The 19,562-nt window shown below is 64.1% G+C and carries 17 protein-coding genes (1 of these 17 running past the window's edge); 13 read left to right on the forward strand and 4 right to left on the reverse strand.

Features of this window, described 5'->3' with window-relative positions; all coding sequences use genetic code 11:
* Window positions 1-9: 9 nt before the first annotated feature.
* Together FJ428_RS12345 and FJ428_RS12350 are read left to right on the forward strand one after the other, a co-directional pair.
* On the forward strand, window positions 10-870 hold the full coding sequence (locus tag FJ428_RS12345) for a carbon-nitrogen hydrolase family protein (RefSeq protein ID WP_140879504.1): 861 nt from the start codon (window positions 10-12) through the stop codon (window positions 868-870).
* Window positions 867-1,292, forward strand: a complete 426-nt coding sequence (locus FJ428_RS12350) for a DUF1178 family protein (RefSeq protein WP_140879505.1) — start codon at window positions 867-869, stop codon at window positions 1,290-1,292. The genes FJ428_RS12345 and FJ428_RS12350 overlap by 4 nt, the downstream gene beginning before the upstream one ends.
* Before the next feature lie 4 nt (window positions 1,293-1,296).
* Here FJ428_RS12350 and FJ428_RS12355 read toward each other — a convergent pair whose 3' ends face one another.
* Window positions 1,297-1,782 carry a MarR family transcriptional regulator gene (locus FJ428_RS12355; protein ID WP_140625588.1) on the reverse strand — a complete coding sequence of 162 codons (486 nt, stop codon included), beginning with the start codon at window positions 1,780-1,782 and terminating at the stop codon, window positions 1,297-1,299.
* Window positions 1,783-1,880: 98 nt separating this feature from the next.
* On the opposite strand from FJ428_RS12355, the gene FJ428_RS12360 reads away from it, so the two are divergent.
* A complete protein-coding gene (locus FJ428_RS12360) occupies window positions 1,881-2,795 on the forward strand; it encodes a DMT family transporter (protein WP_140676306.1) in 915 nt (304 codons plus the stop codon).
* A 6-nt stretch (window positions 2,796-2,801) separates the two neighbouring features.
* On the opposite strand, the gene ubiG is transcribed toward FJ428_RS12360, so the two are convergent.
* Entirely contained in the window at window positions 2,802-3,551 is a 750-nt protein-coding gene (gene ubiG / locus FJ428_RS12365) for a bifunctional 2-polyprenyl-6-hydroxyphenol methylase/3-demethylubiquinol 3-O-methyltransferase UbiG (RefSeq protein ID WP_140513840.1), read from the reverse strand.
* Between the two features lie 213 nt (window positions 3,552-3,764).
* On the opposite strand from ubiG, the gene FJ428_RS12370 reads away from it, so the two are divergent.
* The 9 genes from FJ428_RS12370 to FJ428_RS12410 all read left to right on the forward strand — a co-directional run bounded on the left by FJ428_RS12370 (window position 3,765) and on the right by FJ428_RS12410 (window position 16,343).
* Entirely contained in the window at window positions 3,765-4,337 is a 573-nt protein-coding gene (locus tag FJ428_RS12370) for a putative glycolipid-binding domain-containing protein (RefSeq protein WP_140676303.1), read from the forward strand.
* A gap of 210 nt (window positions 4,338-4,547) precedes the next feature.
* Window positions 4,548-5,801 (forward strand): aspartate kinase, encoded by a 1,254-nt coding sequence (locus tag FJ428_RS12375; protein ID WP_140640348.1) that lies wholly within the window; start codon window positions 4,548-4,550, stop codon window positions 5,799-5,801.
* Between the two features lie 80 nt (window positions 5,802-5,881).
* Window positions 5,882-8,152 carry a phosphoenolpyruvate--protein phosphotransferase gene (ptsP, locus tag FJ428_RS12380; RefSeq protein WP_140513837.1) on the forward strand — a complete coding sequence of 757 codons (2,271 nt, stop codon included), beginning with the start codon at window positions 5,882-5,884 and terminating at the stop codon, window positions 8,150-8,152.
* Between the two features lie 10 nt (window positions 8,153-8,162).
* Window positions 8,163-9,242 (forward strand): peptide chain release factor 1, encoded by a 1,080-nt coding sequence (prfA, locus tag FJ428_RS12385; protein ID WP_140558173.1) that lies wholly within the window; start codon window positions 8,163-8,165, stop codon window positions 9,240-9,242.
* Window positions 9,235-10,107, forward strand: coding sequence for a peptide chain release factor N(5)-glutamine methyltransferase (prmC, locus tag FJ428_RS12390; protein ID WP_140513835.1), 873 nt, complete (start codon window positions 9,235-9,237; stop codon window positions 10,105-10,107). The genes prfA and prmC overlap by 8 nt, the downstream gene beginning before the upstream one ends.
* 304 nt (window positions 10,108-10,411) lie before the next feature.
* The gene (locus FJ428_RS12395) at window positions 10,412-11,353 is read left to right on the forward strand and encodes a DUF4167 domain-containing protein (protein WP_140879506.1); all 942 of its coding nucleotides are present in this window, start codon (window positions 10,412-10,414) and stop codon (window positions 11,351-11,353) included.
* Between the two features lie 218 nt (window positions 11,354-11,571).
* On the forward strand, window positions 11,572-14,178 hold the full coding sequence (gene clpB / locus FJ428_RS12400) for an ATP-dependent chaperone ClpB (protein WP_140500939.1): 2,607 nt from the start codon (window positions 11,572-11,574) through the stop codon (window positions 14,176-14,178).
* Between the two features lie 61 nt (window positions 14,179-14,239).
* The gene (locus tag FJ428_RS12405) at window positions 14,240-14,599 is read left to right on the forward strand and encodes an MmcQ/YjbR family DNA-binding protein (protein WP_140500941.1); all 360 of its coding nucleotides are present in this window, start codon (window positions 14,240-14,242) and stop codon (window positions 14,597-14,599) included.
* Between the two features lie 256 nt (window positions 14,600-14,855).
* Window positions 14,856-16,343 (forward strand): L,D-transpeptidase family protein, encoded by a 1,488-nt coding sequence (locus FJ428_RS12410; protein WP_140500943.1) that lies wholly within the window; start codon window positions 14,856-14,858, stop codon window positions 16,341-16,343.
* Between the two features lie 113 nt (window positions 16,344-16,456).
* On the opposite strand, the gene FJ428_RS12415 is transcribed toward FJ428_RS12410, so the two are convergent.
* Window positions 16,457-17,089 (reverse strand): TMEM175 family protein, encoded by a 633-nt coding sequence (locus FJ428_RS12415; RefSeq protein ID WP_140879507.1) that lies wholly within the window; start codon window positions 17,087-17,089, stop codon window positions 16,457-16,459.
* A 183-nt stretch (window positions 17,090-17,272) separates the two neighbouring features.
* Here FJ428_RS12415 and FJ428_RS12420 point away from each other — a divergent pair, with 183 nt between their 5' ends.
* Complete coding sequence (locus tag FJ428_RS12420) at window positions 17,273-18,826, forward strand: MFS transporter (RefSeq protein ID WP_140879508.1); 1,554 nt, start codon at window positions 17,273-17,275, stop codon at window positions 18,824-18,826.
* A 17-nt stretch (window positions 18,827-18,843) separates the two neighbouring features.
* On the opposite strand, the gene FJ428_RS12425 is transcribed toward FJ428_RS12420, so the two are convergent.
* Window positions 18,844-19,562: the 3' end of a M23 family metallopeptidase gene (locus FJ428_RS12425; protein WP_181167287.1), read on the reverse strand. It continues 1,252 nt past the right edge of the window; only the last 719 of its 1,971 coding nucleotides appear in the window; its start codon lies off the right edge, out of view; its stop codon occupies window positions 18,844-18,846.

The raw sequence follows: 19,562 nt of genomic DNA on the forward strand, positions 1-19,562 counted from the left end.
GATATGACGATGGGTGTTTTCAAGGCGGCCGCGATCCAGATGCGTTCGGGGGAGAGGCCGGAGCGCAACGCAATCGAGCTCGAGCGGCTGGTGCGCGAGGCAGCCGGCCAGGGGGCGAGCTACATCCAGACACCGGAAATGACCGGAGCGCTGGTGCGTGACAAGAAGGCCGCGTCTTTCACCTCAGAGGACAAGGACATCATCGTCGGGACCGCCCGCCGACTGGCCCGCGAACTTGGCGTCCACCTGCATATCGGCTCGACCGCCATCCTGCGCGCCGACGGCAAGCTCGCCAACCGGGCGCTGCTGTTCGGTCCGGACGGCGCCACGCTCGCCTCCTATGACAAGATCCATATGTTCGACGTCGATCTCGACAATGGCGAGAGCTGGCGCGAATCCGCGACCTACGAGCCCGGCACGGAGGCGGTCGTCACGACCATCGAAGGCGCCAAGCTGGGCTTTGCCGTCTGTTATGACCTGCGGTTTCCGCAACTGTTCCGCGCCGAGGCGCTGGCCGGCGCCGACCTGCTTTCCGTGCCCGCCGCCTTCACCCGCCAAACCGGCGAGGCGCATTGGCACGTGCTGCTCAGGGCACGCGCCATCGAGAATGGCGCCTATGTCGTGGCCGCTGCGCAAGGCGGCCTTCACGAGGACGGCCGCGAAACCTATGGCCATTCGCTGATCGTCGATCCCTGGGGCCGCGTCATCGCGGAGGCGGCGCACAATGAGCCGGCGGTGATCGTCGCCGAGATCGACCCGGCGCAGTCGCTGGCGGCTCGCAAGAAGATCCCCAATCTGAAAAATGCGCGGGATTTCGCTATCAATACCGGTTCGTCCGAGACATCTCGTCTCAGGGGAGCGGCCTCTTGATCCGCTTCTCCCTGATCTGCGAAAACGAGCACGAGTTCGAGGGCTGGTTCCGCAGCAATGACGATTTCGACACGCAAAAGAAGCGTGGCTTCGTCGATTGCCCGACCTGCGGCTCGCACAAGGTGGAGAAAGCCCTGATGGCGCCGGCCGTGTCGACGGCGCGCAAGCAGGAAACGATAGCGCTCGCCATGGGCGAGGCGCAGAAGCAGGCGCTGGCGCAGCTGAAGGCAATGGCCGAGAAGGTGCGCGAGAATGCCGATTATGTCGGCGACAAATTCGCCGAGGAAGCGCGCAAGATTCATTTCGGCGAGACCGACCCGCGCGGCATCTATGGCGAGGCGACGCTGGAGGAGGCCAAGAGCCTGGCCGAGGACGGCGTCGAGTTCATGCCGATCCCGGTGTTTCCGGAGGATCGGAACTGAGCGGTCAGCTCACGCTGCCGATCAATTTTTCAAGCAGGCGCGAAAGCGTTTCCCGTTCGGCTTGCGTCAGGCCGGAAAGAATCTCGTGCTCGTTGGCAACGTGGGCAGCAACGGCCTCGTCGATCAAAGCGAGACCTTTTTCAGTCAACCGCACGACGATGCCGCGCCGGTCATTGGGGTGCGGACCGCGCACGATCAACCCTGAGGTTTCGAGCCGGTCGAGCCGGTTGGTCATGGCGCCCGAGGTCACCATCGTCGCCTCGTAAAGGGCGGTCGGGGTCAGCGCGTAGGGCGCGCCCGAGCGGCGCAACGTCGCCAGCACGTCGAATTCGCCGGCCTGCAATCCATAGCGCGCAAACAACGGCGCGAGGCGCTCGCGGGCAATCAGCGAGGATGCTTCATTCAACCGCCCGATCACGCCCATCGGCGAGACGTCAAGGTCCGGCCGCTCCCTGTTCCATTGTTCGATCGCTTTTGCCGCCCTGTCCATCTATTCTGCCATGTATCTTGACGTTAAGAATCTTTTCGTTATCTTATCGGAAAATGAAGTGGCGGCCAAGTGCCGGCGACGATGACGAGGACCATCAGATGAAATTTCTCTGGGATTCGGCGCTTGGCCTGCTGGTCGTGACGGGCGCCCTGCTTGGCCTGACGCTGCCGTTCGGCAAGCTTGCGACCGCCGCCGGCGTTCCGGCCATGGTCTGGGCCTTCGTCATCTCGCTCGGTGCCGGCGGCGTGCTGTTGCTGGCTCTCCTGTGGCGTGGCGAGCGCATCAAGCTTACGGCGCGCAAGCTGCGCTATTTCTTCGTCACGGCGGCGGTGTCCTATGCCTTTCCCAACCTCTTGATGTTTTCGGCCATCCCGCATCTCGGCGCGGGATATACGGGCATCATGTTCACGCTATCGCCGGTGATCACGCTCGTGTTCTCGATCTTGCTTGGCGTTCGGCGCCCCAACCTGCTCGGCGTCATCGGCATTGCGGTCGGCTTCATCGGTGCGGTCATGGTCGCGCTTACCCGCGGCGAAGCTGGCCAACCGGCCGATTATTTCTGGGTAACGATCGGATTGCTGATCCCGGTCAGCCTTGCCGCGGGCAACATCTACCGCACCGTCGACTGGCCCGAAGGAACCGGCCCGATCGAGCTTGCCGTGGGCAGCCATCTGGCGTCGGCGACCTTGCTTCTCCTCGGCATCCTGACGCTTTTCGGCTGGCAAGCGTTTGTTCCGCTGGGCGCGGTACCGCCTGTGGTCGTCGCGCAGATGGCGTCGGCTTCGGCAATGTTTGCCTTCTTCTTCCGGCTGCAGGCGGTGGGCGGCCCGGTCTATCTCAGCCAGATCGGCTATGTGGCGGCGGCCGTCGGGCTGTTCGCGGGCACGATCTTCCTCGGCGAGCACTATCAGCTGCTGACCTGGGCAGGCGCTGTCATCATCACGGCCGGCGTGTTTATCACCACCAAGGCGCAAAGCGGGACCAGCGCGAGGGCGCAGAGTCAGGCGGCGTGAGCCGGTTCAGACCGTGCCCTTTTCCGCCAGCACCATATAGTTGACGTCCATGTCTTTCGACCGCTGCCAGCGGTCGGCGAGCGGGTGGTAGACGACGCCGGTGCGGTCGATGACGGTCAGGCCGGCGCCGCCGAGCGCCTTTTCCAGCTCTTCCGGGCGCACCAGCTTGCCGAACTGATGAGTGCCGCGCGGCAGCCAGCGCAGCACATATTCGGCACCGATGATGGCCAGCCCTAGCGCCTTCAGCGTGCGGTTGATCGTGGCCACGAACATGATGCCGCCGGGCTTGACCATCTCGCCGCATTTGGCGACGAACAGGTCGATGTCGGCGACATGCTCGACCACTTCCATATTGAGGATAACGTCGAATTTTTCGCCGGCGTCGGCCAGGTCCTCGGCCGTGGTGGCGCGGTAGTCGATCGTCACGCCAACTTCGGCGGCGTGCAATTTGGCCACTTCGATATTGGTGGCGGAAGCATCGGCGCCGACCACTTCGGCGCCAAGCCGCGCCATCGGCTCGCACAGCAGGCCGCCGCCGCAACCGATGTCGAGAAAGCGCAGGCCCTCGAATGGCCGTGCCGCGCGCGGATCGCGGCCGAAGCGCGTTGCCACCTGGTCGCGTATGTAGGCAAGCCGGATGGGGTTGAACTTGTGCAGCGGCCGGAACTTGCCGTTCGGGTTCCACCATTCGGCGGCAAGGGCGGAAAAGCGCTCCACTTCTCCGGCATCGATCGTCGATCGTCGGGGCTCTGGCATCGATTGGTCTCCTCGGACGCTAGCAAGTCGGGCGTGGGGGAGGGAAAGTCAAGGCTGCATTTTCGCCTGCTGACAGTGCGAGGCCGGCACCGCCGACAAGCGCCCTCTATTGCCGGCGGCGCCCTGTCAGGACGTGTCAGCTCAGGGAGCACCTCGGCCGAAACAAAAAAGCGGCGGCGTGCGAAAAAGGGAAGATCGTGTTGAGAAAAGGAGATGGCCGTGATTCAGACCGCATCGATCCTTTGGCGCAGGCTCGACCTTGAAGGTCACGATTCCTGCATGCTCTCGCAGCGGCCCGGCGGGCACCGCCTGAAGGGGCAGGCCATCTTCCTGCAAGACGACAAGCCGTGTTGCATCGCCTACGAGGTGGATTGCGATGCCGGCTGGCACACGCGCTCGGCACGGGTCGAGGGCTTTCTCGGCCCGCAAGAGCTTTCCCTGGGGATCGAACGCCGCGCCGACGGCTCCTGGGCGCTGAATGGCGAGCCGCAGCCGGAGGTGGCCGGCCTGATAGACGTCGATCTCGGCTTCACGCCGGCTTCGAACCTCCTGGCGATCCGCCGGTTCGCGCTCGCCGTCGGCGAAGCGACGCCCGCGCCGGCCGCCTATCTGGCCTTTCCCGAGCTCAGAATGATGCGGATCGAGCAGACCTATCGGCGCCTCGACGCGGCCCGCTACGCCTATGCCGCGCCGGCATTCGGCTATGAGGCGGTGCTGGAGGTCTCTCCACTCGGCTTCGTGCTCGACTATCCGGATTTGTGGAAGAGCGTCGCCCGCCCGGGCTGAGGTCCGCCGCTCTGAGAGCCTTGCCGGTAGCGGCGCTGCGCAAAATGGAGTTCCAGTCCAGCAGGCACGTGGCGCCCTTCTTGTGCGCCATCGCTTGCGAAGCCTGGATGTTTTGGCTAAGGAGGCCGCGCATTCAGCGGCCGGCGCCAGCCGGGCGCTTTCCTCGGTTTTCGGCGCAGAGCCGGCTTCAGTCAAAGGCATTTCGCTTCCATGGCGCGCATCGTGATGAAATTCGGCGGAACCTCCGTCGCCGACATCGCCCGCATCCGCAATGTGGCGCGTCACGTCAAACGGGAGGTCGATGCCGGTCACGAGGTGGCGGTGGTGGTCTCGGCGATGGCCGGCAAGACCAACGAACTGGTCGGCTGGACGCGCGAGGCCTCGCCGATGCACGACGCGCGCGAATATGATGCCGTGGTTGCGTCCGGCGAGCAGGTGACGGCAGGCCTTTTGGCGATCACCTTGCAGAACATGGGCGTGCACGCCCGCTCCTGGCAGGGCTGGCAGATCCCGATCAAGACCGACAACGCGCATGGCGCGGCACGCATCCTCGACATCGACGGCGCTTTCCTGGTCAAACGCTTCGGCGAGGGCCAGGTGGCCGTCATCGCAGGTTTCCAGGGCATCGGACCGGACAACCGCATCGCAACGCTTGGTCGTGGCGGCTCCGACACCAGCGCGGTGGCGATCGCGGCCGCCGTCAAGGCCGACCGTTGCGACATCTATACCGACGTCGACGGCGTCTACACCACCGATCCGCGCATCGAGCCGAAGGCGCGGCGGCTGGCCAAGATATCGTTCGAGGAAATGCTTGAAATGGCCTCGCTCGGCGCCAAGGTTCTGCAGGTGCGTTCGGTCGAGCTTGCCATGGTGCACAGGGTGCGTACCTTCGTGCGGTCGTCCTTCGACGATCCCGACGCGCCCGGAATGGGGGATTTGCTCAATCCGCCCGGAACGCTTATTTGCGACGAGGAAGAGATCGTGGAACAGCAGGTCGTCACCGGAATTGCCTATGCCAAGGACGAGGCGCAGATTTCGCTGCGCCGTGTCGGCGACCGACCGGGCGTCGCCGCCGGCATCTTCGGGCCGCTGGCCGAGGCCAACATCAACGTAGACATGATCGTCCAGAACATTTCCGAGGACGGCAAGCTTACCGACATGACCTTCACGGTGCCCTCCGGAGACGTCGACAAGGCGCTGGCCGTGCTCGACCGGCTGAAGGCCGATGTCGGCTATGACGTCGTGCAGTCGGAAGCTGGCATGTCGAAGGTCTCGGTCATCGGCATCGGCATGAGAAGCCATGCCGGCGTTGCCGCCACCGCCTTCAAGGCGCTGGCCGACAAGGCGATCAACATCCGCGCCATCACCACCTCCGAGATCAAGATTTCGATACTGATCGACGGTCCGTACACGGAACTCGCGGTTCGCACTTTGCATTCCGTCTACGGTCTGGATAAGCAGTAGCAGACTGAATCAGTTGTTGCGTGCGTGCCGGCGGCGGCCGAAACTGCGCCGGCAGGAAGCCTATTGGAGAAGAAGCCGCGATGCGTGACCCGGCCAGTGGCCCGCGCGTTCTGCTGAAACGGCTCCGCGAGCTCATGCAGGAGCCGCTGGAGCCGCAGGAGCGGCTCGACCGCATCGTGCGCGACATCGCCTCCAACATGGTCGCCGAAGTGTGCTCGCTCTATGTGCTGCGCGCCGATTCCGTGCTCGAACTCTACGCCACCGAAGGCCTGAACCCCAACGCGGTGCACCTGGCGCAGCTCAGGCTGGGGCAAGGCCTGGTCGGCACGATCGCCGCCAGCGCGCGGCCGCTCAATCTATCCAATGCGCAGGAACATCCGGCTTTCGCCTACCTGCCGGAAACCGGGGAAGAGATCTACAATTCCTTCCTCGGCGTGCCGGTGCTCAGGGCAGGGCGCACGCTGGGCGTGCTGGTGGTGCAGAACAAGACCATGCGCCACTATCGCGACGACGAGGTCGAGGCGCTGGAAACCACCGCCATGGTTATCGCCGAGATGATCGCCACCGGCGATCTGGCGCGGCTGACGCGGCCCGGCCTCGAGCTCGACCTGCGCCGCCCGGTCAGCTTCACCGGCCTGTCGTTCAACGAGGGCGTCGGGCTCGGTCATGTCGTGCTGCACGAACCGCGCATCGTCGTCACCAACCTGTTCAACGAGGACAGCGAAGAGGAAGTCCGCCGGCTCGAGGCATCGCTCGGCTCGCTCAGGCTTTCCATCGACGACATGCTCGAGCGCCGCGACGTCGCCTTCGAGGGCGAGCATCGCCAGGTGCTGGAAGCCTACCGCATGTTCGCCAACGACCGCGGCTGGGTCCGGCGGCTGGAAGAGGCGATCCGCAACGGCCTGACGGCGGAAGCTGCGGTCGAAAAGGTGCAGAGCGACATGCGCGCGCGCATGCTGCACATGACCGATCCTTATCTGCGCGAGCGGATGAGCGATTTCGACGACCTCGCCAACCGGCTTCTGCGCCAGCTGATGGGACGCGGGCCTGACGATGTCGCGGCCTCGCTGCCGAAGGATGCCATCATTGTCGCCCGCTCGATGGGCGCCGCCGAACTGCTCGACTACCCCCGGGACAAATTGCGCGGACTGGTGCTCGAGGATGGCGCCGCCACCAGCCACGTCGTCATCGTCGCGCGCGCCATGGGCATTCCCGTCGCCGGGCAGATGAAGGGCGCCGTTTCCATGGCGGAAAACGGCGATGCCATCATCGTCGACGGTGAGGAAGGCGCGATTCATCTTCGTCCGCAGTCGGATCTCGAAGCCGCCTATGCCGAAAAGGTGCGGTTCCGGGCACGCCGGCAGGAAGTCTACCGCGAACTGCGCAAGAAGCCGTCGGTGACCAAGGATGGCATTGCGGTCGACCTTTTGATGAATGCCGGGCTTGCCGTCGACCTGCCGCAACTGGCCGAGTCGGGTGCCGCCGGGATCGGCCTGTTCCGCACCGAATTGCAGTTCATGGTCGCCTCGACCTTTCCCCGTGCCGAGGCGCAGGAGCGGCTCTACCGCGACGTGCTCGATGCCGCGCGCGGCAAGCCGGTGACCTTCCGCACCATCGACATCGGCGGCGACAAGGTGCTGCCCTATTTCAAAGGCGCCATCCAGGAAGAGAACCCGGCGCTCGGCTGGCGGGCGATCCGCCTGACGCTGGACCGTCCGGGATTGCTGCGCACCCAGATCCGCGCCCTGCTGAAAGCCTGCGGCGGGCGGGAGCTCAAGCTGATGCTGCCGATGGTCACCGAGCTCGGCGAGATCGCCCAGGCGCGCGAAATCATCGACCGCGAGGTGCGGCATCTGTCGCGCTTTGCCCATCATTTGCCGACCAGCCTCAAGCTCGGGGCAATGTTGGAGGTGCCGTCCCTCCTGTTCCAGCTTGACGAGTTGATGAAGGCGGTCGACTTCGTCTCGGTCGGCTCGAACGACCTGTTCCAGTTCGTGATGGCGGTCGACCGCGGCAACACGCAGCTTTCCGATCGCTTCGACACGTTGTCGACGCCGTTCCTGCGGGTGCTCAAGACCATCGCCGATGCCGGTGCCCGCAACCACACGCCCGTCACACTCTGCGGCGAACTCGCCGGCAAACCGATCTCGGCAATGGCGCTGGTCGGCCTCGGTTTCCGTTCTATCTCGATGTCGCCCGCTTCGATCGGTCCGGTCAAGGCGATGCTGACCGAATTGCCGCTGGAGGCGTTGAAAGCGTTCTTTGACGACAATCTGATGGCGCCGGTCCAGGGGCTGCCGATGCGGGCGCTGCTGCAGGCCTTTGCCGACGACCGCTCAATTCCGTTATAGCACCTTTACAATGATCTCCCTTCCCCGCGACCGCATGGATCAAGTCGTCAAGCGTTTCGAGATGCTCGAAGCGCAGATGTCGGCCGGCCCGGCGCCGGATGCCTATGTGAAGATGGCATCGGAATATGCCGAGCTCCAGGAGATGGTGGCCAAAGTCAGAGCCTTGCGTGCGGCCGAGCAGGAGCAGGCCGATCTCGAGGCGATGCTCGCCGACAAGGGCACCGATGCCGAGATGCGAGCGCTCGCCGAGGCCGACCTGCCAGGCGTCGATGAGCGCATTGAGGCGTTGCAGAAGGACATCCAGATCCTGCTCTTGCCCAGGGATGCGGCCGATGACAAGAACGCCATCCTGGAAATCCGCGCCGGCACCGGCGGCGACGAGGCAGCATTGTTCGCCGGCGACCTGTTTCGCATGTATGAGCGCTATGCCGCTTCGCGTGGCTGGCGGTTCGAGACGGTATCGGCCAGCGAGGGCGATGCCGGCGGCTATAAGGAAATCATCGCCACGGTTTCCGGCAAGGGGGTTTTCGCGCATCTGAAATTCGAGTCCGGCGTCCACCGGGTGCAGCGCGTGCCCGCGACCGAGGCCAGCGGACGCATTCACACCTCGGCGGCCACGGTGGCCGTGCTGCCGGAGGCGGAGGAAGTCGACATCGACATCCGGGCCGAAGACATCCGCATCGACACGATGCGCGCGTCGGGCTCGGGCGGCCAGCACGTCAACACCACCGATTCGGCGGTGCGCATCACCCATTTGCCGACCGGCATCATGGTGGTGCAGGCGGAGAAATCGCAGCACCAGAACCGGGCCAAGGCCATGCAGATCCTGCGGGCCCGGCTCTACGACCTGGAACGCAGCAAGGCCGACGAGGAGCGCTCGGAATCGCGCAAGTCTCAGGTCGGCTCCGGCGACCGCTCAGAGCGCATCCGCACCTACAATTTTCCGCAAGGCCGCGTCACCGATCATCGCATCAACCTGACGCTCTACAAGCTCGACCGGGTGATGATGGGCGAACTCGACGAAGTCATCGACGCGCTGATCGCCGACCACCAGTCGAAGCTGCTCGCCGATATCGGCCTCGATGGCTGATCCTTTGCCCCAGGCGCTGGGGCCGCTGCTGCGGGAAGCGAGAGCGCGCTTGGCGGCGGTCGATAATCCGGCGCTCGATGCAAGACTGATCGTGGAGCACTTTTCAGGTACGACTCGCACGCAGGCCATTGCCGATCCCGAACATGCGGTCGATGCCGCCGCTCTTGTCCAGATCGACCGCGCCTTGAGGCGCCGCGCGGGCGGCGAGCCCGTGCACCGCATCCTGGGCTATCGGGAGTTCTACGGGTTGCGGCTGTCGCTGTCGCCGGAAACGCTGGAGCCGCGGCCCGACACCGAAACGCTGGTCGAGGCCATACTGCCCTTTGTCAGGGCAACCGTCATGCGCGAGGGCGAGTGCCGCATCCTCGATCTGGGAACCGGCAGCGGAGCCATCGCGCTGGCGCTGCTCAGCGCCGTGCCGGCAGCGATTGCCACCGGGGTCGACTTCTCGGAAGGGGCGTTGAGGACGGCAACGCGCAATGCCGCGCAATTGGGGCTTGGCGACCGGTTCACGGCGCTGCTGTCCGACTGGTTCGAAAAAGTTTCTGGTCGATACCATGTAATTGTCGCAAACCCTCCCTATATACGATCGGAGGACATCGGAAATCTGCAGGATGAAGTCCGGGATTTCGACCCGCGCCTGGCCCTGGATGGCGGCACGGATGGGTTGGCCCCTTACAGGGTCATCGCCGCTGAGGCGGCTAAGTTTCTAGAAGCCGGAAGCAGGATTGCGGTCGAGATCGGCTACACACAGCACATCGAGGTCACCGCTATATTTCGCTCGTCCGGCTATGCGGTCGCTGGTGCGTTCGGCGACCTCGGCGGAAACGACAGGGTTCTTGTCTTTCAACGGGGAAAGCCTTGACGCAGTGCGAAAAAAACCGCTTGGCAATGCCGGGGAATGCGGCTAGGGTCGCGTTAACCGGATGAGACGAAGCAGGCAGTGCTCTTAGCGATTCGGTTTTCCTTGGAAATAGCTGCCTTCTTGCGCAAACGACGCCCAAGCTTCGTGCGGGAATCGTCCGGCAAGTGATGTAACCGGAACAGGATGGCACGTGGCGCCAACGCAATTGATGCGGGCGAACGCCGGTGAAGAAACGAAACGGCTGGCTGCATGAGCGCCACCGTTCGTGAAGAGTTTTCGAAAATTTCAATATGAAGAGAGTCGAATGAGGCCACAACAGCAGAACAGGCGCATGCGCGGTCGCAACAACAATGGCGGCGGCGGCAACAACAACAATAACAACAACCGCAAGGGGCCAAATCCCCTGACGCGCAACTACGAGAGCAACGGCCCGGACGTGAAGATCCGTGGGTCTGCTCAGCAGATCGCTGAAAAGTACGCCACCCTTGCCCGTGATGCGCAAAGCTCCGGCGACCGGGTGATGGCGGAGAACTATCTCCAGCACGCCGAGCACTATAATCGCATCATTGCCGCCGCGCAGGCGCAGATGCCGATCCAGAACGTCCAGCAGAATCGCGACGAATTCGACGATGATGGCGATGAGGATCGCGACGAGTTCGACAATGTCGGCAACGCCGGCAACAACGTTGCGGATGCGCCGGTTCCGGTGATCAACCACGGCGCGGGTCCGCAGCCGGTTATCGAAGGCATGCCGGCCGAAGTCGCGCTGAACCGGGAAAACGGCCGCGATCGTGATAATCGCGATCGTGATAATAATGGCGGGCGCAACAGTGGCGGCCGCGACCATAATGGCGGACGCCATCGCGACCGCCGCCCCAATGGCGGCTATGGCCAGAACAGCCAGCGCGGCGATTATGGTTCGTCCGCCGAGCAGGGTGCCCAGCAGCAGCGCAACGAGACGGCCGAACAGGCCGAGGCCGTCACGCCAGCCGAATCCGTCGCGCCGGTCGAGCAGGCGGCGCCGCTGTTCGAGAACCTGTCGCCGGCCGGGCTCGCTGCCCAGGCCGAACTCAATGAGACCGCCGCGGAGACTAGTCCCAGCCGTCGTCCGAGGCGTCCGCGCCGCCCGCGCGGCAATGCCGACCAGATCACCAGCGGCAACGACAATGCCGACGCTGGCGAGGTGGCGGCGGCCCCGGTCGACAATGGCAACGCCGACCCCGCGATCGCCGACATCGACAACTGAGCGGCGACGCCTCGATACATTGAACGGCGGAGAGAAATCTCCGCCGTTTTCGTTTGCGCGGCCGTGGAATATTATGCCTTCGCAGACATCGAGACGTCTTGAGGGTTCGCGGGTTGCGCACCATATCAGCCTCAACTGGACCCGGCTCTCACGGGCGGGTCCGTCACCGCAAACTGATCCGGTGCCGCAAAGCGGGCCGGTGATGGAAGGAGACAGGTATGAATCTCGAGAAATACTCGGAGCGCGTGCGCGGCTTCATCCAATCCGCGCAGACCATGGCGCTCTCGCGCAACCACCAGCAATTCACCCCCGAACATATCCTGAAAGTGCTCGTCGATGACGACGAGGGTCTGGCTGCGTCGCTCATCGAGCGCGCCGGCGGCAGCGTCCGCGACGTCAAGCTCGGCATCGAGACGGCACTCGAAGCGATGCCCAAGGTGGAGGGCGGCAACGGCCAGCTCTATCTGGCGCAGCCGTTGGCCAAGGTGTTTTCGACAGCCGAGGAACTGGCCAAGAAGGCCGGTGACAGCTTCGTCACGGTCGAAAGGCTACTGACGGCGCTGGCGGTCGAGAAATCAGCCAAGACATCAGACATACTGGCCAAGGCCGGCGTCACCGCGCAGGCGCTCAACCAGGTGATCAACGACGTCCGCAAGGGCCGCACCGCCGATTCGGCGAATGCCGAACAGGGCTATGACGCGCTGAAGAAATACGCGCGCGATCTCACCGCCGATGCCCGCGCCGGCAAGCTCGATCCGGTCATCGGCCGCGACGACGAGATCCGCCGCACCATCCAGGTGCTGTCGCGCCGCACCAAGAACAATCCGGTGCTGATCGGCGAGCCGGGCGTCGGCAAGACGGCGATCGCCGAAGGCCTGGCGCTGCGCATCGTCAATGGCGACGTGCCGGAATCGCTGAAGGACAAGCAGCTGATGGCGCTCGACATGGGCGCGCTGATCGCCGGCGCCAAATATCGCGGTGAGTTCGAGGAGCGGCTGAAGGCCGTGCTTTCCGAGGTCACTGCCGCTGCTGGCGGCATCATCCTATTCATCGATGAGATGCACACCCTGGTCGGCGCCGGCAAGGCGGACGGCGCCATGGATGCGTCCAACCTTCTGAAGCCGGCGCTGGCGCGCGGCGAACTGCACTGCGTCGGCGCCACCACTCTCGACGAATACCGCAAGCATGTGGAGAAGGATGCCGCACTCGCCCGCCGCTTCCAGCCGGTCTTCGTCGAGGAGCCTACGGTGGAGGACACGGTCTCGATCCTGCGCGGCCTGAAGGAGAAATACGAGCAGCACCATAAGGTTCGCATCTCCGATTCGGCGCTGGTCGCGGCGGCGACGCTGTCCAACCGCTACATCGCCGACCGGTTCCTGCCGGACAAGGCGATCGACCTCGTCGACGAAGCCGCTTCGAGGCTTCGCATGCAGGTCGATTCCAAGCCCGAAGCGCTGGACGAGATCGACCGCCGCATCATGCAGCTCAAGATCGAGCGCGAAGCGCTGAAGGTCGAGAAGGACGAGGCTTCGAAGGACAGGCTTGCCCGGCTCGAGAAGGACCTCGCCAGCCTTGAGGAGGAATCGACCGAGATGACCTCGAAATGGCAGGCAGAGAAGCAGAAGCTCGGGCTCGCCGCCGATCTCAAGAAGCAACTTGACGAGGCGCGCAACGAACTGGCCATCGCCCAGCGCAAGGGCGAGTTTCAGCGCGCCGGCGAGCTTGCCTATGGCAAGATCCCGGAACTGGAAAAGAAGCTGAAGGAAGCCGAGGCCCAGGACGGCAAGGCTGGCATGGTCGAGGAAGTGGTCACGCCCGATCATGTCGCCCACATCGTCTCGCGCTGGACCGGAATTCCGGTCGACAAGATGCTGGAAGGCGAGCGCGACAAGCTGTTGCGCATGGAAGACGAGATCGGCAAGCGCGTCGTCGGCCAGGGCGAGGCGGTGCAAGCGGTTTCCAAGGCAGTGCGGCGCGCTCGCGCCGGCCTGCAGGATCCGAACCGGCCGATCGGCTCGTTCATGTTCCTCGGCCCGACCGGCGTTGGCAAGACCGAACTGACCAAGGCGCTGGCGAACTTCCTGTTCGACGACGAGAGCGCGATGGTGCGCATCGACATGTCGGAGTTCATGGAGAAGCATTCGGTTGCCCGATTGATCGGCGCGCCTCCCGGCTATGTCGGTTATGAGGAAGGCGGCGCGCTGACCGAAGCGGTGCGGCGCCGGCCCTATCAGGTCGTGCTGTTCGACGAGATCGAGAAAGCGCATCCCGACGTGTTCAACGTGCTCCTGCAGGTGCTCGACGACGGCCGGCTCACCGATGGGCAGGGCCGCACGGTCGACTTCCGCAACACGCTGATCATCATGACGTCGAACCTCGGCGCCGAATACCTGGTCAATCTCGGCGAGGACCAGGATGTCGACCAGGTTCGCGACGAGGTGATGAACGTCGTCAAGGCGTCGTTCCGGCCGGAGTTCCTCAACCGCGTCGACGAGGTGATCCTGTTCCATCGGCTGCGCCGGCAGGATATGGGCCGCATCGTCGAAATCCAGCTCAAGCGGCTGGAAAACCTGCTGGTCGACCGCAAGATCACGCTGTCGCTGGACCAGGAGGCGATCGACTGGCTGGCATCCAAGGGTTACGACCCTGCCTATGGCGCGCGGCCGTTAAAGCGGGTGATGCAGAAAGACCTGCAGGATCCGCTGGCTGAGAAGATCCTGCTCGGCGAGATCCTCGACGGCTCGACCGTCAAGGTGACCGCTGGCTCCGACCGGTTGAATTTCCGTTCGAAGCCGACGGTCGTCGCGACCGAAGCGGCAGCCTGATTGAACGCCGCGCGCCCAGGACGGGCGCGCGGCTTTTCCGCGTCTTTCGGCAGGAGCACGCATGACGCTGGACGACTATAACGGCTTCTGCGCCTCGCTGCCCGCCACATCGCATGTCGTCCAGTGGGGCGGCGCCCATGTCTGGAAGGTCGGCGCCAAGGTCTTTGCCATCGGCGGCTGGAGCGAGGGCCGCGATCCTTTCATCACCTTCAAATGCTCCGACATTGCCTATGATGTGCTGAAGGAGCAGCCGGGCTTGCGGCCCGCACCCTATCTTGCCTCGCGCGGCATGAAATGGATCCAGCGCCAGACAAGCCAGAGCATGGATGATGGCGCGCTGAAGGATTACCTGCGCGAGAGCCATCGTCTTGTCGCCCTGAAGTTGACGAAGCAGGCGCGAAAGGAACTGGGACTTGCCTGAGGCTAAAGCGCGTCACGCTCGACGGATTCAGGCGACGCGCTTTAGCTTTTTGTTCTATGCATATCTTTCGCCCCAAACCGGGCCGCTTTTGGATGATATGCATTTAGCTGATATTCGTCGAGGCGCCGGAAAACCGCCATCTTCATGCCCGGTTCATATTGGAACCTTATGGTCGGGCGGTGGTTCGCTGGCGAAGGACTCGCTACGCGCGAAAGCCGCCGGCGACGGCAATTACGGACCGGAGAGTTTGCCCACGATGTTGCGGACGATCTTCACCCTTTCGGCACTTGCGGCCGGACTGGCGTTTTCAAGCGCGTTCGCCGCGCCGACCGAGGACGCTTCGCCGCGGGTCGTCCGCCCCGCTGACGGCGGCATCCTGCTGGCCCAGGACGGCAATCTCGACATCTATTACGACGCCAGGGGCAACCGCGTCATCGTCGATGCGGACACGGGCAAGGTCATCGCCATCCAACCGCCGCAGACCAGGCTCGACCGACGCGCGCTGCGCCGCGAGACACGGCTGCGCGAACTCGGCCGCGTTCCCGCCGACGACGACCGCTACTATCTCGACGATCCGGAAGACATGGCACGCTTCCGCCGCAGGCAGATGGAAGACGAAGGCCGGGTCATCGCGCCGCCCGTCCAGGGATATGATCCCTATGGCGACAATTCCGTCGAGGCCTACCCGCCGGCCCCCGGCGGCGACGGCGTCTACGACAACTATCCGGAAGCGCCCCAGCCGGCAACGCCGCCCTCCATCAAGCGCCAGCCGCTGAACGAGGCCTCGATAGAGCCGGTCGAGCCCACGGCTCCCGCCGCGCAGCCGGCGCCCGCAGACGAGGCGGGATTACCGCCGAAAGCAGGCGGCAAGACTGTGGTCGACCCGTCGCTTTCGCTCGGAGCACGCCAGGATGTCGCGGCTCTGCAGGTGCTGCTTGATCGCGGCGGCGCTTCGCCTGGCGTCATCGACGGGCGCTTCGGTTCGAATGTCGACAAGGCGCTGGCTGCCTACAACCAGATCACCGGCAGCAATCTGCGATCGACCGACGCCGTCGGCATCCAGGCGGCCCTTGCACAATCGGGCGGCGATGCCTTGGCCAACTACACGATCACGCCGGAGGATGCGGCCGGTCCCTATGTTGCGTCGATCCCGGAAGATTACAGCCAGAAGGCGCAGCTCGACCGCATGGGCTATACGTCGGTCACGGAAGCGCTTGCCGAGCGCTTCCACATGGACGAGAACTATCTCAAGGCGCTCAACCCGGAGGCCAATTTCAACCGTCCCGGAACGATCATCAAGGTTGCCAATTTCGGCAGACTGGTGTCGTCGCCGGTGGCTCGTATCGTCGCCGACAAGGGCAAGAAAGAGGTCTTTGCCTATGATACGGCGGGCAAGCTGGTCGCGGCCTATCCCGCCACCATCGGCTCGTCCGACACGCCGTCGCCGTCCGGCATTCATGCCGTGTCCCGTGTCGCGCTCGATCCGAACTACACCTACAACCCCAACATCAATTTCAAACAGGGCGAGAACAATAAGGTCCTGACCATTCCGCCCGGCCCGAATGGCCCTGTCGGCTCGGTGTGGATCGCGTTGGACAAGCCGACCTACGGCATCCATGGCACGCCGGATCCCTCGAAGATCGGCAAGACCGAAAGCCATGGTTGCGTGCGACTAACCAATTGGGATGCCCGCGAGCTGGCCAAGCTGGTTTCGCCCGGCGTGACGGTGGAATTTGTCGACTGAGACGATGCGGCGTTCGTCGCTGGTTAGAGCGGTTCAGTGTTCGATGGACTTCCGAGCCGCTCCAGCGCTGCGCGCTTTTCCCGGGAAACCGCCACGTTTTTCCTGGAATTGCTCTACCCGATCATCCTGCGCAACCATTTCGCGCTCGGTGTCGCGGCATAAATCAGCTGCACCATGAGAATGAAGCCGACGCTGAGCAGCGGGGTGACCAGACAGAGCAGGGCGCCGACCGCCCACAGAAGCTGCGCCTTGACGATGCGAAGGTAGACCGTGCGTTTCGTTTCGAGGTCGACGTCATCCGCCAGAAAGCCATTTTTCTCCGCATAGCGCCAGCTGGCGATCAGGGTGACGCCGAGCATCAGCAGATTGAGCCAATAGACGGCGACCGCGGTTCTGAATTCGAGGAAGTCGGCCAGAAGATCGGTGGAGAACGGCAGCAGGGCGATAAAGGCGAGAAAACACAAATTGAGCGTTGCCAGCCGCCTGTCGGATCTGGTGATCAACCCATGCTGCGCCTGCTGGCCGAACCAGAAGATGGTCAGCGTCAGGAAGGAAAGCGAATAGGTCAGGAAGCGCGGCGCCAAGGCCAGAACAGCGTCGATGAGATCGCCTTCGGAATGGATCGCCTCGTGCGTCGGCACACGAATCTCCAGAACGATCAGGGTCAGCGCGATGGCGAAGACGCCGTCGGTCAGCCCGACGACGCGGTGGAGCCCGGACTGGGATGGTTCGAGCGGTCGCTTCATCGGTTTTCTCCCCTGTCTGATCGGCCCCCATTCGATGCCGCGTGAAAACTTAGCATGCCGGCGCTTGTTTGCACCTGCGTGGGCCGGCACCTGCCAATGCGGCCAGGTGGCTGCGCAGCTGGTTTCAACGACCGGGACCGCTGGCTGGTTGTTGCGCGCGCGCCGCGGGTTTATGCAGGTTGCATGCATTCACCGAGCAAAGCCGCTGCCGTCCCGCCACCGACCGCCAACGGTACGTTCTGCCCGCAGTCGCAGCGGCGTTATGTGCTGATCGCCGCGATCCTGGCTTCAGCGCTTGGTTTCATCGACGGTTCGATCCTTGCGATCGCCACGCCGGCAATCCGCGTCGATCTCGGCGCCAGCCTGGCGCAAGCGCAGTGGATATCCAATGCCTACGCGCTGACGCTTTCGGCGCTTATCCTCGCCGGCGGTGCTGCGGGCGACCGCTTCGGCCTGCGCCGCGCCTTCGTCGTCGGCATCGCGCTGTTCATTGCCGCTTCGCTGGCCTGCGCGCTGGCGCCCAATCCGGCGGTGCTGATCGCGTTTCGTGCAATCCAGGGCGTCGGCGCTGCGATCATGGTGCCGGGCAGCCTTGCCATCATCGCCAAGGCCTATCCGAAAAAGGAGCGCGGCCGCGCAATCGGCATCTGGGCCGCCGCTTCGGCGCTGACCACGGCACTCGGTCCGGTGCTGGGCGGTTTCGTGCTGTCGACCCTCGGCAATGGAATCTGGCGTGCGATATTTGCCATCAACCTGCCGCTTGGGCTGGTTTCGATCTACCTGCTGCTCGCCAAGATCCCGGCGGATCGGCCGACCGAAAAGCGCAGCCTCGATCTTGGCGGCGCGGCGCTGGCGACACTGGCCTTCGGGTTGCTGGCCTACGGGCTGACGGCGATGAACGCGGAGGCTGCCGGATTCATGTCGGGTTCGGCAATCGTTGCCGGCGTGGTCCTGCTTTTCGTCTTCATTTTCTACGAGCGCCGGCAGCGCGAGCCGATGATCGATCTCAATCTGTTTCGCATCGGCGCCTTCGCCGGCGCCAATCTCGCGACCTTCTTCCTCTATTTCGCGCTGTCGGCCAATCTTTTCTACCTGCCCATGCTTTTGATCGCCGGCTGGGGGCTGAGCACGGCCGAGGTCGGCTTCATCTTCCTGCCGCTGTCTGCATTGATCGCACTGCTGTCTGGGCCTGTCGGCCAGTGGTCCGACCGGATCGGACCGCGTTTTCCGATCGCCAGCGGCAGTCTGGTGGTTGCCTTCGCCTTCGCCGGGCTTGGCTTGTTGACGCATGCCGGTATCCACAATTTCTGGACCGGAACATTTCCGCTGATGGCGCTGATGGGGTTCGGCATGGCGCTGGTGGTGTCGCCGCTGTCGACCGCGATCATGACGGCGGTGGAAGACAAGGATACGGGCGCGGCCTCCGGTATCAACAATGCCGTCTCGCGCATAGGCGGCCTGATTGCGGTTGCGGCTATGGGGTCGCTTGCCGCCTGGGTCTACGCGAAGGCCCTGGATGGCAGCGCCTTGCCCGGCGTGCCGGGGTTCGGTGAACCGGCGACGACCGGACTGGCCCCGGCTGTCGACGCCGCACGGCTTGCCGCCAGCGACGCCGCATTCTCGGCTGTTTCCTTTGTAACGGCGCTGCTTTGCCTGCTTTCGGCTGTCATCGCCTGGATGACGATTTCAGGCGAATCATTGCCATGGCGCCGGCCCGCCGAAAACCCTCGCGACTGACGGGTGGATCGAAGGAACTATCCTTCGATCTTGGCGCTCGCGACCTTCAGCGAATCACTGTCTTCCTGCTTCAGCAGGTCGTCGATGCGCTCGCGTTCACGCTTGAAGGCGACAAGGTCCTCGCCCTTCAACACCTTGCCGACGGGCAGGCGGACGCGCATCGGATCGACCTTGGTGCCATTGACGATCAGCTCGTAGTGAAGATGCGGGCCGGTGGCGAGGCCGGTCTGGCCGAGATAGCCGATGGTCTGGCCTTGGCGGACGTGAACGCCCGGTTCGATGCCTTTGGCAAAAGCGCTCTGGTGATTGTAGGAGGTCTCATAGCCGTTGGCATGGCGAATGATGATCTGCTTGCCATAGCCGCCGGCCCAGCCGACCTTCTCGATGACGCCATTGCCCGCGGCGATGATCGGCGTGCCGATGGGGGCTGCCCAGTCGACGCCGGTATGCATGCGGACATAGCCGAGGATCGGGTGCCTGCGCGCGCCAAAGCCGGAGCGGAACTTTCCGGCCGGCAACGGATTGCGCAGCAGGAACTGCTGGGCGCTCGAGCCGTCCTCGTCGAAATAATCCGTGCTGCCGTCCTGCATCTGGAAGCGGTAGAAATTGCGCGTCTGCCCGCCGAAGGTCGCCGAGACGTAAAGCAGTTCGGAATTGTCCGAGGTCTGGTCGTCGCCGTCGGGCTGCGAGAACAGCACTTCGAGACGGTCGGCCGGATTGAGGCGGGACTGGAAGT

It is taken from the genome of Mesorhizobium sp. B2-8-1 (assembly GCF_006440955.1).
Taxonomy (GTDB): Bacteria; Pseudomonadota; Alphaproteobacteria; order Rhizobiales; family Rhizobiaceae; genus Mesorhizobium.

What these genes read in the sequence shown, in the direction of transcription:
- clpB (WP_140500939.1), top strand. Translation starts at nt 11,572, where the DNA reads ATGAATCTCGAGAAATACTCGGAGCGCGTGCGCGGCTTCATCCAATCC.
- FJ428_RS12395 (WP_140879506.1), top strand. Translation starts at nt 10,412, where the DNA reads ATGAGGCCACAACAGCAGAACAGGCGCATGCGCGGTCGCAACAACAAT.
- FJ428_RS12410 (WP_140500943.1), top strand. Translation starts at nt 14,856, where the DNA reads ATGTTGCGGACGATCTTCACCCTTTCGGCACTTGCGGCCGGACTGGCG.
- ptsP (WP_140513837.1), top strand. Translation starts at nt 5,882, where the DNA reads ATGCGTGACCCGGCCAGTGGCCCGCGCGTTCTGCTGAAACGGCTCCGC.
- FJ428_RS12375 (WP_140640348.1), top strand. Translation starts at nt 4,548, where the DNA reads ATGGCGCGCATCGTGATGAAATTCGGCGGAACCTCCGTCGCCGACATC.
- FJ428_RS12355 (WP_140625588.1), bottom strand. Translation starts at nt 1,782, where the DNA reads ATGGACAGGGCGGCAAAAGCGATCGAACAATGGAACAGGGAGCGGCCG.
- prmC (WP_140513835.1), top strand. Translation starts at nt 9,235, where the DNA reads ATGGCTGATCCTTTGCCCCAGGCGCTGGGGCCGCTGCTGCGGGAAGCG.
- FJ428_RS12420 (WP_140879508.1), top strand. Translation starts at nt 17,273, where the DNA reads ATGCATTCACCGAGCAAAGCCGCTGCCGTCCCGCCACCGACCGCCAAC.
- ubiG (WP_140513840.1), bottom strand. Translation starts at nt 3,551, where the DNA reads ATGCCAGAGCCCCGACGATCGACGATCGATGCCGGAGAAGTGGAGCGC.
- FJ428_RS12360 (WP_140676306.1), top strand. Translation starts at nt 1,881, where the DNA reads ATGAAATTTCTCTGGGATTCGGCGCTTGGCCTGCTGGTCGTGACGGGC.
- FJ428_RS12405 (WP_140500941.1), top strand. Translation starts at nt 14,240, where the DNA reads ATGACGCTGGACGACTATAACGGCTTCTGCGCCTCGCTGCCCGCCACA.
- FJ428_RS12345 (WP_140879504.1), top strand. Translation starts at nt 10, where the DNA reads ATGGGTGTTTTCAAGGCGGCCGCGATCCAGATGCGTTCGGGGGAGAGG.
- prfA (WP_140558173.1), top strand. Translation starts at nt 8,163, where the DNA reads ATGATCTCCCTTCCCCGCGACCGCATGGATCAAGTCGTCAAGCGTTTC.
- FJ428_RS12370 (WP_140676303.1), top strand. Translation starts at nt 3,765, where the DNA reads ATGGCCGTGATTCAGACCGCATCGATCCTTTGGCGCAGGCTCGACCTT.
- FJ428_RS12415 (WP_140879507.1), bottom strand. Translation starts at nt 17,089, where the DNA reads ATGAAGCGACCGCTCGAACCATCCCAGTCCGGGCTCCACCGCGTCGTC.